The 12,323-nt window shown below is 65.7% G+C and carries 9 protein-coding genes and 2 pseudogenes; 5 read left to right on the top strand and 6 right to left on the bottom strand.

The genetic code is table 11. From position 1 onward, the window contains the following. A pseudogene (locus tag RMN99_RS01015) lies at positions 1-1,315 on the top strand (class I SAM-dependent DNA methyltransferase); the annotation flags it as partial. Here RMN99_RS01015 and RMN99_RS01010 read toward each other — a convergent pair. Both RMN99_RS01010 and RMN99_RS01005 read right to left on the bottom strand, forming a co-directional pair. Continuing rightward, positions 1,312-2,475, bottom strand: coding sequence for an NAD(P)/FAD-dependent oxidoreductase (locus RMN99_RS01010; RefSeq protein WP_309621420.1), 1,164 nt, complete (start codon positions 2,473-2,475; stop codon positions 1,312-1,314). The pseudogene RMN99_RS01015 and the gene RMN99_RS01010 sit on opposite strands and share 4 nt — an antisense overlap. Then, positions 2,472-4,079, bottom strand: a complete 1,608-nt coding sequence (locus RMN99_RS01005) for an FAD-dependent protein (protein ID WP_309621419.1) — start codon at positions 4,077-4,079, stop codon at positions 2,472-2,474. Before RMN99_RS01005 ends, RMN99_RS01010 begins: the two co-directional genes overlap by 4 nt. 271 nt (positions 4,080-4,350) lie before the next feature. Between RMN99_RS01005 and RMN99_RS01000 the strand changes: the two are divergent. After that, positions 4,351-5,757: pseudogene (locus tag RMN99_RS01000) on the top strand (DEAD/DEAH box helicase); the annotation flags it as partial. A 330-nt stretch (positions 5,758-6,087) separates the two neighbouring features. Here RMN99_RS01000 and RMN99_RS00995 read toward each other — a convergent pair. Continuing rightward, a complete protein-coding gene (locus RMN99_RS00995) occupies positions 6,088-6,657 on the bottom strand; it encodes a helix-turn-helix domain-containing protein (protein ID WP_309621418.1) in 570 nt (189 codons plus the stop codon). Positions 6,658-6,721: 64 nt separating this feature from the next. On the opposite strand from RMN99_RS00995, the gene RMN99_RS00990 reads away from it, so the two are divergent. Genes RMN99_RS00990 through RMN99_RS00980 form a run of 3 tightly spaced genes read left to right on the top strand, consistent with a single transcriptional unit; the run spans position 6,722 to position 9,704 of the window. Next, positions 6,722-7,072, top strand: a complete 351-nt coding sequence (locus RMN99_RS00990; RefSeq protein WP_309621417.1) for a c-type cytochrome — start codon at positions 6,722-6,724, stop codon at positions 7,070-7,072. Further along, entirely contained in the window at positions 7,069-8,460 is a 1,392-nt protein-coding gene (locus RMN99_RS00985; RefSeq protein ID WP_309621416.1) for a D-arabinono-1,4-lactone oxidase, read from the top strand. Before RMN99_RS00990 ends, RMN99_RS00985 begins: the two co-directional genes overlap by 4 nt. Next, complete coding sequence (locus tag RMN99_RS00980; protein WP_309621415.1) at positions 8,457-9,704, top strand: alanine racemase; 1,248 nt, start codon at positions 8,457-8,459, stop codon at positions 9,702-9,704. The genes RMN99_RS00985 and RMN99_RS00980 overlap by 4 nt, the downstream gene beginning before the upstream one ends. Here RMN99_RS00980 and RMN99_RS00975 read toward each other — a convergent pair. From RMN99_RS00975 to RMN99_RS00965, 3 genes are all read right to left on the bottom strand, one after another. Next, the gene (locus tag RMN99_RS00975) at positions 9,701-10,483 is read right to left on the bottom strand and encodes a C1 family peptidase (RefSeq protein WP_309621414.1); all 783 of its coding nucleotides are present in this window, start codon (positions 10,481-10,483) and stop codon (positions 9,701-9,703) included. The two genes, RMN99_RS00980 and RMN99_RS00975, sit on opposite strands and share 4 nt — an antisense overlap. A 107-nt stretch (positions 10,484-10,590) precedes the next feature. Continuing rightward, positions 10,591-11,589: an anion permease gene (locus RMN99_RS00970; protein WP_309621413.1), complete on the bottom strand. Its 999-nt coding sequence runs from the start codon at positions 11,587-11,589 to the stop codon at positions 10,591-10,593. Positions 11,590-11,663: 74 nt separating this feature from the next. Further along, positions 11,664-12,311: a DUF47 family protein gene (locus RMN99_RS00965; protein ID WP_309621412.1), complete on the bottom strand. Its 648-nt coding sequence runs from the start codon at positions 12,309-12,311 to the stop codon at positions 11,664-11,666. Between the last annotated feature and the right edge of the window lie 12 nt (positions 12,312-12,323).

Here is a 12,323-nt window from a genome sequence, read left to right as displayed (position 1 = left end):
GGAAAGCACCGAACCCCCACCCCCAGCCCCTCCCCGGCGGGGAGGGGAGCCAGCAAAGGAAGCCCCTCCCCAACGGGGCGGGGAGTCAGATAGGAATGATCGCACCCTCTCGCTGATCCTGGCGATTGCCGATCACCCCTGGACCAAGGCCACCAAGGACGCCGCCGCCGTGCGCATCGCCATGACCGTGGCCGCGCGCGGGCAGCACGATGGGAGGCTGATCGAAATCACCCACGAAAGCGGGCTGGATAGCGATGCCCCGATTTTGGGCGAGAGCATTGCGAGCGGGCGGATCAATCCTGATTTGAAGCTGGGGGCGGATTTGACGACGGTTAAGCCCCTGCTTGCCAATGAAGGGCTCGCCTCGCCGGGGGTGAAATTGCATGGAGCAGGCTTCATCGTCACACCATCCGAAGCCGTTCACCTCGGACTTGGTCGGCGCGATGGGCTGGAGCGGCACATTCGTCCCTATCGCAATGGCCGTGATCTTCAGCTCAACTCGCGTGATCTGATGGTCATCGATCTGTTCGGGTTGAATGAGGGCGAGGTTCGGTCCCGGTTTCCCGAAGTTTATCAGCACCTGCTGGCAACTGTGAAGCCCGAGCGGGATATCAATCGGCGCGCGAGCTATAAGCAATTGTGGTGGGTTCATGGAGAGCCGCGCAAAGATTTGCGACCGGCACTATTTGGTCTCTCGCACTACGTCGCCACGGTTGAAACTTCAAAATTCCGTATCTTCCAACGCGTCGGCTCAGAAATCCTGCCAGACAACAAATTGATCGTTTTTTGTATCGACGACCCTTTTTGTCTCGGTGTGATGATGTCTTCGATACACGTCCATTGGGCAACCGAGCTTGGGGGTTGGATCGGATATGGCAATGACCCCGTCTATGTGAAATCCAAGTGCTTCGACCCCTTCCCGTTCCCCGATCCCACCCCCGCTCAGCGCGCGGTCATCGCTGACCTCGCCGAAGAGCTCGACGCCACGCGCAAGGCGGCGCTGGCCGAAGTGCCGGGCCTGACCATGACCGAGATCTACAACTGGCGCGCGCGGCTGCGGCGCGGCGATCTGGGCAATCTGCTGGACCGGGAACGCGCCCACGCCGCGCGCGCCGGGATTGTTGACCGCATCCACCAGCAACTGGATGAAGCCGTGGCAGCTGCCTATGGCTGGCCATCTGACTTGCCCCCGGCCGAGATTGTCACCCGGCTGGTCGCGCTCAACGCGGCGCGCGCCGAGGAGGAGCGGCTGGGCACGGTGCGCTGGCTGCGGCCCGACTATCAGATCCCCCGGTTCGGGGCCCAAAAGGGCTAAACCGCCACCCCCGCCGCCCGCGCGCTGGCCCAGGCCCACTGGAAGTTGTAACCGCCGAGCCAGCCGGTGACGTCCACGGCCTCACCGATCACGAACAGCCCCGGCATCTTGCGCGCTGCCATGGTCTGGCTGGAGAGTTCGGCGGTGCTGATCCCGCCGGCGGTAACCTCGGCTTTTGCGAAGCCTTCGCTGCCGTTTGGCATGAACGCCCAGCGCGACAGGCGCTGCTCGGCTGCGGCCAGCGCCTTGTCGGTCATATTGCCAAGATCGCCAGACAGATCGAGCCGATCGCCCAGTGCCTGTGCCAACCGGTCGGGCAAATGCTCGCCCAGCACCGAGCGCAAGGCTTTTTTGGGGGCAGCACGCTTGGCCTGCCCGAGCCAGCCCGATGCGACCTGGGGGACGAAATCGATCTCGACCGGATCGCCGCGTTTCCAGTAGCTGGAGACTTGCAGGATCGCCGGTCCCGAGAGCCCGCGATGGGTGAACAGCGCCGCCTCACGGAAGGCAGCCTTGCCGCAGCGCGCCTCAACCGGCGCGGCGACCCCGCTGAGCTCGCGGAACAACACGTCATCGCCGCCCAGCGTCAGCGGGACCAGTGCGGGGCGCGGTTCGACCACTTTGAGGCCGAACTGGCGGGCGAGTTCGTAGGCCAGGCCGCTGGCACCAAGCTTGGGAATTGAAGGCCCGCCGCAGGCGATCACCAGCGCGGGGGCGCTGGCACCTTCGAGGTGAAAGCGGCCATCGCGGTGTTCGGCAGGGCCGACCGGTTGACCCAGCCGCAGTTCCACCCCGCCCTTGGCGCACTCCGCCAACAGCATGTCCACCACTTGCCGGGCCGAGCCATCGCAGAACAATTGGCCGAGCGTCTTTTCGTGCCAGGCGATGCCATGTGCTTCGATCAGTGCGAGGAAATCGTGCGGGGTGTAACGCGCCAGCGCCGATTTGGCGAAGTGTGGACCCGCCGAAAGGAACCGGTCCGGGACGGTGCCCAGGTTGGTGAAATTGCAGCGCCCGCCGCCCGAAATCAGGATCTTGCGGCCCGGTTCGGCGTTGTGATCGAGCAGCAAGACGCGCCGTCCGCGCTGCCCTGCGGTGGCGGCGCAGAACAGCCCGGCTGCACCCGCCCCGATGATGATGGCGTCGTAAAGCTGGCTCACTGGCCGACCAGCTCCGCCGCCAGCGCCTCGGCCACCTTGATCCCGTCAACCGCAGCGGAGAGGATACCGCCGGCATAGCCTGCGCCCTCGCCGGCAGGGTACAGCCCGCGCGTGTTGACGCTCTGCAGATCGGCGCCCCGGCGGATCCGCACGGGCGCGGAGGTGCGGGTTTCAACCCCGGTCATCACCGCATCGGGATGGTCATAGCCCGGCACCTGGCGGCCGAACACCGGCAGTGCCGCACGCAAGGCATCGGTGACGAAGGCCGGGAGCACGTCGCACAGGTCCGTGGGTTTGACCCCGGGCTTGTAGCTGGGTTCCACCACGCCGAACGCAGTGGATGGCTGGCGGGCCAGAAAATCGCCCACCCGCTGCCCCGGGGCATGGTAGTTCGATCCGCCGGCCACGAAGGCCTTTTCCTCCAGCGTGCGCTGCAGCCGCATTCCAGCCAAAGGATCGCCGGGGAAGTCGCGTTCGGGATTGATGTCCACCACCAGCCCCGAATTGGCGTTGAATTCGGCGCGCGAATACTGGCTCATGCCGTTGGTGACGACCCGGCCCGGCTCGCTCGCCGCAGCAACCACGCGCCCACCTGGGCACATGCAAAACGAATAGACCGCGCGGCCGTTGGGCGCTTGATGCGACAATGAATAGGCCGCCGGGCCCAGCAACCGATTGCCGGCATTGGGGCCAAACCGGGCCTTGTCGATCCAGCCTTGCGGGTGCTCGATCCGCACCCCGATGGCGAACGGCTTGGCCTCCATGAAGACGCCGCGCGCATGCAGCTTTTCAAAGGTATCGCGCGCCGAATGGCCGACCGCGAGGATCACTTGGCGCGCGGGCAGCGTTTCGCCGGTGGATAGTACCAGCGCGGCAATCGCGCCGTCGGCAATGATGAAATCGTCCACCCGCGTGCCGAAGCGGTATTCGCCGCCGAGCGCCTCGATCGTCGCGCGGATCGACATCACCATGGTGACCAGCCGGAAGGTGCCGACGTGGGGATGCGCTTCGGTGAGAATTTCTGGCGGCGCACCGGCCGCCACGAATTCGTTGAGGACCTTGCGGCCAAGCTGGCGTGGATCCTTGATCCGGCTGTAGAGCTTGCCGTCGGAAAAGGTCCCCGCCCCGCCCTCGCCAAACTGGGCGTTGCTTTCGCTTTCGAGGCTCCCGCGGCGCCACAGGCCCCAGGTATCCTTGGTCCTCTCGCGCACCGCCTTGCCGCGCTCGATGATGATCGGCCTGAGCCCCATCTGCGCCAGGATCAGCGCCGCCAGCAGCCCGCACGGCCCCGCGCCGATCACCACCGGGCGCACGCCTTGCCAGCCATCGGGGGCCATGACCGGGAACGTGTAGCTGGTAGCGGGCGTGGGCCGCACATGCTGATCGCCGGTATGCGCGGCCAGCACCGCCGCTTCGTCCGTCAGCTCCAGATCGAAAGTATAGACCAGCCTGATCGCCGCCTTCTTGCGCGCATCGTTGCCCCGCCGGACCAGCTGGACGCGGCGCAGCTCCTGCGCGCCGATCCCCAACCGTGCACAGATTGCAGGCTCCACCGCATCGGCAGCGTGATCGAGCGGGAGTGTGAGGTTGGACAGGCGGAGCATCGGGGCCCGCATAGTGCGTGACAGTGCCTAGCGCAATTTTCTTGCTTTGTTGTGCGTTGCAACATATAGGCCGCAGCACATCAACCGGACCTGCCGCGCATTTGCCCGGCTTTGGTTCAGCGCCGCGTGAGGCCGCTTGTGAAACAGGCTGGCCGCCCTGAACGCCCGGTTCCCGTCTTTCTGCCGCCTTTGTCACGCAGGGTTGCATCGCAATCCCCTGCCTTCCCGTGCCCGCATGCGGCGCGGGTGCGGCGCTTATCGAGAGTATTTTATGACCTATTTTTCCGACCTTGGCCTGGCCGAGCCGCTTGTCCGTGCGCTTGAGACCAAGGGCTATACCGATCCCACCCCGATCCAGCTGCAGGCGATCCCCGCGCTGCTGCAGGGCCGCGACCTGTTGGGCATTGCCCAGACCGGCACCGGCAAGACCGCTGCGTTCGCGCTGCCTTCGCTGCACCGTCTGGCCGCCGATCCCAAGGCGCGCATGAATGCCAGCTGCCGGATGCTGGTGATGAGCCCGACGCGCGAACTTGCTGCCCAGATCGCCGAAAACATGCGCGGCTATGCCAAGTACCTGAACCTCAGCGTCCAGTGTGTGTTCGGCGGCTTGCCGGTTAACAAGCAGGCCCGCGCGCTGGTCGGCGGCTGCGATGTGCTGGTCGCCACGCCTGGCCGTCTGCTCGATCTGATCGACCAGCGCGCGCTGACGCTGCGCAACGTCGAAATTTTCGTGCTCGACGAAGCCGACCAGATGATGGATCTGGGCTTTATCGTTCCGCTGAAGCGCGTGGCCAACATGCTGCCCAAGGAACGCCAGAGCCTGTTCTTTTCAGCCACCATGCCCAAGGCGATTGCCGATCTGGGCAAGCAGTTCATCTCCAACCCGGTGCGGGTCGAAGTGACCCCGCAGGCCACCACCGCCGAACGGGTTGAGCAGTATGTGTGCTTCGTCAACCAGTCGGAAAAGCAGTCGCTGCTTTCGCTGAGCCTGAAGAAGGGGCTGGAATCGGGCGAGATCACCAGCGCGCTGGTGTTCACCCGGACCAAGCATGGGGCCGACCGGGTGGTCCGCCACCTCAACGCCGCCGGGGTTCAGGCCGCGGCGATTCACGGCAACAAAAGCCAGGCTCAGCGCACCGCTGCACTGGGCGCGTTCCGCAAGGGCACCATGCCAGTGCTGATCGCCACCGATATCGCCGCGCGCGGGATCGACGTTACGGGCGTCAGCCATGTGTTCAATTATGAACTGCCCAATGTCGCCGAACAGTATGTCCACCGCATCGGCCGCACCGCGCGTGCCGGGGCTGACGGCGTCGCGCTGAGCTTTTGCGCGCCCGACGAAAAGCCCTATCTGCGCGATATCGAACGGCTGACCGACGTGAAGCTGGCGACCGTGCCGTTGCCCGAAAACTTCACCCAGGAAGCCGCCCGTCTGCCTGCTCCGGCCCGCCGCACCCAGGCTGAAATGGATCAGGACGCGCGGCGCGACGAACGCGATGCCCGCGGCCTTGGCGGCGGTGCGCGCGGCGGCCAGCGCAGCGGCGGCAGCGGTCGCGGTCAGCGCAGCAACAACAACCGCGCCAATGGCGGACAGGGCCGCGATGGCCAATCACGCGATCAGTACATCCGCAACGAGCGGATCGGCGATTCGCGCCAGGCCAGCGCCCCGCGCGGGCCGATGTTCAATCCGCTGGCCAATGAAGCTGGCGGCGCGGTCGAGCGGCCGGTCCGTGACGAGCGTCCGGCCCGCAGCCAGCCGCGCGGTGACGTGCGCCGCGATCGGCAGCCGCGCGAAGGCGGGGATCGCGCCGAACGTCCGGTCAACGCGCACCGCGATGCTGTGCGTCCCTCCGGGCAAAAGCGGCCCGAAGGCCAGCGCCGCAACGATGGCCCGAGCCAAGGCCAGGGCCAGCCGCGTCGCAGCGATGCGCCCGCGCAGGGCCAGCAGCGCCGCAAGCCAGACGGCAAAAAGCCCAACGGCGGCGGTCAGCGCCGCTGGGGCTGACGATCAGGTCAACACCGCCCGGATTGCCCGGGCGGCGTCGGCCATCACGGCTTCTACGCTCAGCGCAGGCTCGTCGAACACCAGCTCGATCGCGGCATAACCCAGATCGACCGCCAGCCGGGCCTTGCGTTCAAGCATGGCCTTGTCGGCCCACGGATCGGCGATCCAGGCCTGCCGCGCCAGCATCGCGCTGAGTTCGCGGTGCGAGGCCAGCCGCACTTCGGCCAATTGCGGCACCGCGCGCAGCATCCGCATCACCCACGGTCCGCCCGGACTGGCGCGGGTAAGATCGACATGAGCGACCAGCACGCCGGCGATTTCCGCCTCATCCTGCCCGCTATCACGCGTGACCAGCGCGTTTTGCCGGACCATCAGGCGTTCGCCCAGCGCCGTCAGCAGATCGTATTTGTCGGCGAAGTAATGGTACAGCGTCGGCGGGCTGACCCCGGCCTGCGCCGCGACCCGGTTGGTCGAAATCCGTTCCACCCCCACTTCAGCCAGCAAGGTCCCCGCCGCGTCGAGCAGCTTTTCATACGTTGCAGCCGCGCGCTGCTGGGTGGGTTTGCGGGCCATGATTGATCCCCGGTTGACAGAAATATAGTTATAGCTACATTTCGCGCCGAGGAAAGGGAGAATCATGCGCGCCTTGTTGCCCATCGCCGCCTTGCTGCTGGCCGCGTGTTCGAGCGGCGAAGCACCGGCCGCGCCGCTCACCGCAGAACAAAGCGCCGCGCTCGTTCCCAAAGACCCGCGCCTGGCCCAGCTCTATGCCGGATCCTGCAAGGGCTGCCACACGGTCAAGGCAGCGCAGGCTCCGCTGACCGGCGACCGTACCCTATGGAATCCGCGCTGGGCGCAGGGTGAGGCCGCTCTGCTGGCCGCCGCGATCCAGGGCAAAAAGGGCATGCCGGCCGGCGGACAATGCTTCGAATGCACGCCTGATGATCTCAAGGCGCTGATTCGCTTCATGGCGGGGCGCGAACCATGACGACGCGGCGCAAGGTACTGCTCGGCAGCGCGGGGCTGCTGGCGCTGGGCGCGGGCAGCTGCGCCGGGCGGCGGATCTGGCTCGACCGCGAGCCGAGCCTGCCGCCTGCGATTAACGCGCAAGGCCGCGCGCTGTGGTCCAACTGGTCGGGGCTTGAAACCGCCTACCCGGTGAAGCGCGCCGCACCCGCCAGCGAGCCGGAACTGGTGGCGCTGCTGCCCACCGCCGCCGCGCCGATCCGTCCGGTGGGTGCCGGGCACAGTTTCACCGCGCTGGTGCCGACCGAGGGCACACTGCTTTCGCTCGACCGGCTGGAAGGGCTGGTCAGCCATGCAGGCATGACCGCGACCGTCCGCGCGGGCACCAAACTTTCCGCACTCGGCCCGGCGCTGGCTGCGGCGGGGCAAGAGATGCCCAACCTGCCCGATATCAACAAGCAGACGCTGGCGGGCGCGCTGGCCACCGCCACGCACGGCACCGGCAAGGGCTTCACCGCGATCCACGGCCAAGTTACGGCAATGCGGTTGGTGCTGCCCGATGGCACCATCGCCGAATGCAGCCGCGATCTGCGGCCTGAGCTGTTCCACGCCGCGCGCGTCGGGCTGGGCGGCTTCGGGGTGCTGAGCCAAGTGACCCTGCAGAACCAGCCGCTCAGCCGGGTGAAGAAGGTGGTGCGGCTGGTCGATACCGAATGGATGCTGGGCGAATGGCCCGCGCTGGCCGCAAAGCACCGCAATGCCGAATTCCTGGTGCTGCCGTTCACCGGCAAGTCGGCGCTGATCACCCATGATGTGACCACCGAACCCGTTCGCGCGCGCGGCCCCGATACCGACAGCCAGACGCTGATGGACCTCAAACGGCTGCGCGATCTGTTCGAATTCACGCCCGGCCTGCGCCGCCGCGCCGCGCAAATGGCGATGAAGGACTTGCCCGAAGAGGTAGCGATTGACGAGGGCTGGAAGCTGCTTTCCAACGAACGGCCTGACCGGTTCAAGGAAATGGAATATCACCTGCCGATCTCCGCCCAGGTCGAGGTGCTGCGCGAAGTAATCGCGCGGATCGAGCGCGATGCACATGGCGTGTTCTTCCCGATCGAAGCACGGATCATTGCGCCTGATGATGCCTGGCTTTCCCCCTTCTACCAGCGCGAGAGCGGATCGATCGCCGTCCACGCCTGGTACAAGGAAGCGCACGACTGGATGTTCACGCTGATCGAGCCGCTGTTCCGCGAAGCCGGTGGGCGGCCGCACTGGGGCAAGCTCCATTCGCTCGGTGCGCGCGAACTGAAAGCGCTTTACCCGATGTTTGCCGAGGCGGACGCCGTGCGGCGCGCGGTTGACCCCATGGGGCGAATGGTCAATCCGTTCCTCAAGAAGATCTTCGGATGAAGCGCCGCAGCCTGATCCTTGGCGGCGGCGCACTGGCGCTGACCGGGATCGGCACGATGCTGGCGCGGCCGGCGGAAAGGGGCGGGATGCACGAAGCCTATTTTGCAGGGCTATCCGCTGCGCTGAAGCGTGCGGGGCTGATGCGGCCAACCTTGGTGATCGATCACGAAAGATTGGCGGCCAACGCGTCCGCGATCCGCAAAAGTACCGCGGCGGCAGGCTTGCCCTTGCGGGTGGTCGCCAAGTCGCTCCCTGCACCCCGGTTGCTCGCAGCGATCATGGACCACGTCTCTACCAACCGGCTGATGGTGTTCAGCGCCGACATGCTGCTGCAGTTGTTGCCGCTGCACCCCGGGGCCGAGTATCTGATGGGCAAACCGCTGCCGGTCAGCGAATTCATCCGCGTGGCAGACAAGTCCGGGGCGGCGGCGCAAGTGCAGTGGCTGATCGATACGCCCGAGCGGCTGGCCCAATACGCCGAGGCAGCCACGGCGCGCAGGATCATGCTGCGGGCCAGTTTCGAAATCGATGTCGGCCTGCACCGTGGCGGCTTTGCCGATCCGCAAGCGCTGGCGGCAGCGCTGCGGCAGGCCCAAGCGGCCGGCGTGCAAGTGGGCGGTCTGATGGGCTACGATCCGCACGTCCCCAAGATGCCGAGCGCCGACAGGGCCTGGGCGGCGGCGCAATCCGCCTATGGCACGATGATCGAAGTGCTGCGTACCGGCGGGCTGACCGATCCCGCCGCACTGACACTCAACGGCGCCGGCAGCCCGACCTTCCGCCGCCACTGTGCGGGAACGGTGGCGAACGAAGTCTCGGTCGGCTCGGCCTTCGTCAAGCCGGGGGACTTCGACTATCCTGACCTTGCCGATCTGCTTCCCGCCGCGTTCATCGCCACTCCGGTGATCAAGGCCAGCGCGGATCAGGCGCTACCGGGCGTCGAGGCCCTGTCTGGCGCGATGCATTGGTGGGACCGCAATACCCAGCGCGGGTTCTTCATTCACGGCGGCCACTGGCTGGCCAAGCCCGTCTCGCCGCCGGGGCTGGAATACGCGAAACTGTTCGGCCGTTCCTCCAACCAAGAGCTGCTGACAGGGTCGAAGCTGGTCCAGCTGAAGCCTGACGATCATGTGTTCCTGCGCCCTGACCAGAGCGAGGCGCTGTTCCTGCAGTTTGGCGATATCGCGGTTTACGATGGCGACGCGATTGCCGAGACCTGGCCGACGCTGCCGGTCAGCGCCTAAAGCACCACGCCATAGGCCTCGGTGAAGGCGGCCTTGGCATAGGCATTGTCAGCATAGCCGAAACCGCGGTCTCCCCAGCCTGTATCGCCCCAGCTGTTGCGCACGATGAAGTGATCGGGGGTATAGCCGACAATCGCCACGGCATGGCCTTTGGGCTCATCCGGCCTGACATAGCCGCTCAGCCGCCCGCCCGTCGCCGCCGCCTTGAACCACGCCGCATCGCAATCCAGCCGCGCCACGATCGGGCCGCTGTTGGCCAGCCATGATCGCCACACCGGACCGGCCAGGCCGAGGTTGTGATAGCTGGCAATGCGGCGCTGCGCGGCGGTGGTGTAGAACGCTTTGGGATCGCCCTGGTAAAGCCGCGGGCTGTCGATCGGCAGCAGGCTTTCGGGCACCACCCCGAAATCGCGGGCCAGATCGAGCGCGCTCTTGATCGTGGTGCCAAAGGCCTCAAGATAGCTGGCGGGCGTGCGCAATTCATCGAGTTCCTTGGCGCCCATCCACACCTGCCGCACCGAAAGCCCTTCGCTTTCGGCCAGCCGCCCCGCCTTGCTGAAATGCCAGCGCAGCGGGCCATCGGCGGTTGCCCAACCGACGCAGGAGCCGCTCCGCCCCTGATCGCCAACCGGCCACCAGTCACGCCGCAGGTCGATCGCTTCGGGCGGGGGCAGCGCGGCAATTACCCCGGCGCTGACCGCGCTGGCAAAGGTCCAGTCGCGATCGCGCCCGGGTGAGGATAAGACGTTGAAGATGCGCTGTTCGGGCGTAATCGCCATAAGGGTTCACTCCGCAGCCGCCGGTTCGCTCGGGCAGCAGGGAAACCACGCTGAACCAGTCACTTGGCCCGGTCTGTGAGATTGATCACAGCACCGCGCAGGCAGATTCAGAACATCTGGGTCAAGGTATAGAAGATCGCCCCCACCGCAGCGCTCATCGGGATGGTGATGAACCAGGCGGTGACCACGCGGCCCGCCACGCCCCAGCGCACCGCGCTGGCCTTGCGCGCGGCGCCGGTGCCGATCACAGAACCGGTGATGGCATGGGTGGTCGAAACCGGGATCCCCATGATCGACGCGCCGAACACCACGATCGACCCTGCCGTGCTGGCGCAGAAACCGGTATGGTGGTTCAGCTTGGTGATCTTGGTGCCCATGGTCTTGATGATCTTCCACCCACCGGACAGCGTACCCAGCGATATCGCCAGATAGCAGGCGATCACCACCCAGGTCGGGATGTGAAAGCCTTCGGGCATGTGGCCGGTGGAATAAAGCAGCACAGCGATGATCCCCATCGTCTTTTGCGCGTCATTCCCGCCGTGGCTGATCGAATATGCCGCACTGGAAAACAGGTGCAGCGTCTTGAACACGCCCTCGGCGCGGCGTGGCTGGAACCGCTTGAACAGCCATGAGGTAAGCAGCACCATCAGCATCGCCAGGACAAAACCCAGCATCGGCGAAAGGAAGATCGCCAGGACTGTTTCAAACGTCTTCTTGGCTTCCACCGCGCCCAGCCCGGCATGCGCGATGCCCGCCCCCAGCAGCCCGCCCAGCAGCGCGTGGCTGGAACTGGAAGGAATGCCCTTGAGCCAGGTCACGATGTTCCAGAACATGGCCCCGATCAATGCCCCAAACACCACGCCCGGCGTGACCATGTCCTTGTTGATGATGCCTTTGCCGATCGTATCGGCAACATGCAGCGGCACCAGCCAATAGGCGGCGAAATTGCCCACCGCAGCAAAGCCGACCGCAGCGACCGGCGAGAGCAGCCGGGTGGTCACCACCGTCGCGATCGAATTGGCCGCATCGTGCAGGCCGTTGAGGAAATCAAAGGCCAGCGCGATGATAATCAGGCCGACCAGCAGGGGCATGGCAAGCTCATGCATGGTTATTTCCCCTTCAGCATGCAGGTCGGCGGGGGACTGTCCGCCCGTCATATCTGGTCAGCATCGTGCGCACCTCAACCGTGGTCGATCACCAGGCTGTCGATCTCGTTCGCGACATCTTCGAACGCATCGGCCACGCGCTCAAGGTGCTTGTAGATTTCGCGGCTGACCATGAAACCCAGCGGATCGCTGTTCTTCTGCTGCGCCTGAAACGCCGCCTTCATGCCGTTATCGTGCAGCACATCGACTTCACCCTCCAGCTTGACCAGCTTGGCGGTCAGATGATGCAGCGGGCGGCCGTTGCGTTCGACATCACGCAATTGCGGCATGGCTTCGACGATCAGCTTGCAGGCATCCTGAATCAGCACGCCGATCTGCTTCATCGGCGGATCAAAGCTGGTCACCTCGAACAGTTCGATCGCCGCAGCGGTGCGGTTCATTTCATCGATGGTATCGTCCATCGATCCGATCAGCGAGGTGATCGCACCGCGATCGAACGGGGTCAGGAAGGTCTGCCGCACTTCGTGCAGCGTTTCGCGAATCACTTCATCGGCGGCATGTTCCTGATCGCGGATCGTGCGCAGGTGCGCGGCGCGATCACCCTCGCCAGCGGTCAGCATTGCCAGCGCATCGGCAGCCGCCATCAGCGCGACCGCGTGGCGTTCGAACAGGACATAGAAATCGCCCGAATGCGGCAACAGCCGCTGGAACCAACCGAACATCGCAGAACCCCT

Origin of the sequence: Novosphingobium sp., from assembly GCF_031417815.1 — a bacterium.
In the GTDB taxonomy this organism is placed as follows: domain Bacteria; phylum Pseudomonadota; class Alphaproteobacteria; order Sphingomonadales; family Sphingomonadaceae; genus Novosphingobium.
This window is presented reverse-complemented; position numbering and strand designations above follow the sequence as displayed.

Bases quoted from the DNA above. Each gene is read 5' to 3' on its own strand.
- RMN99_RS01005 (WP_309621419.1), bottom strand. From the start codon at position 4,079: ATGCTCCGCCTGTCCAACCTCACACTCCCGCTCGATCACGCTGCCGAT.
- RMN99_RS00995 (WP_309621418.1), bottom strand. From the start codon at position 6,657: ATGGCCCGCAAACCCACCCAGCAGCGCGCGGCTGCAACGTATGAAAAG.
- RMN99_RS00990 (WP_309621417.1), top strand. From the start codon at position 6,722: ATGCGCGCCTTGTTGCCCATCGCCGCCTTGCTGCTGGCCGCGTGTTCG.
- RMN99_RS00985 (WP_309621416.1), top strand. From the start codon at position 7,069: ATGACGACGCGGCGCAAGGTACTGCTCGGCAGCGCGGGGCTGCTGGCG.
- RMN99_RS00980 (WP_309621415.1), top strand. From the start codon at position 8,457: ATGAAGCGCCGCAGCCTGATCCTTGGCGGCGGCGCACTGGCGCTGACC.
- RMN99_RS00975 (WP_309621414.1), bottom strand. From the start codon at position 10,483: ATGGCGATTACGCCCGAACAGCGCATCTTCAACGTCTTATCCTCACCC.
- RMN99_RS00970 (WP_309621413.1), bottom strand. From the start codon at position 11,589: ATGCATGAGCTTGCCATGCCCCTGCTGGTCGGCCTGATTATCATCGCG.
- RMN99_RS00965 (WP_309621412.1), bottom strand. From the start codon at position 12,311: ATGTTCGGTTGGTTCCAGCGGCTGTTGCCGCATTCGGGCGATTTCTAT.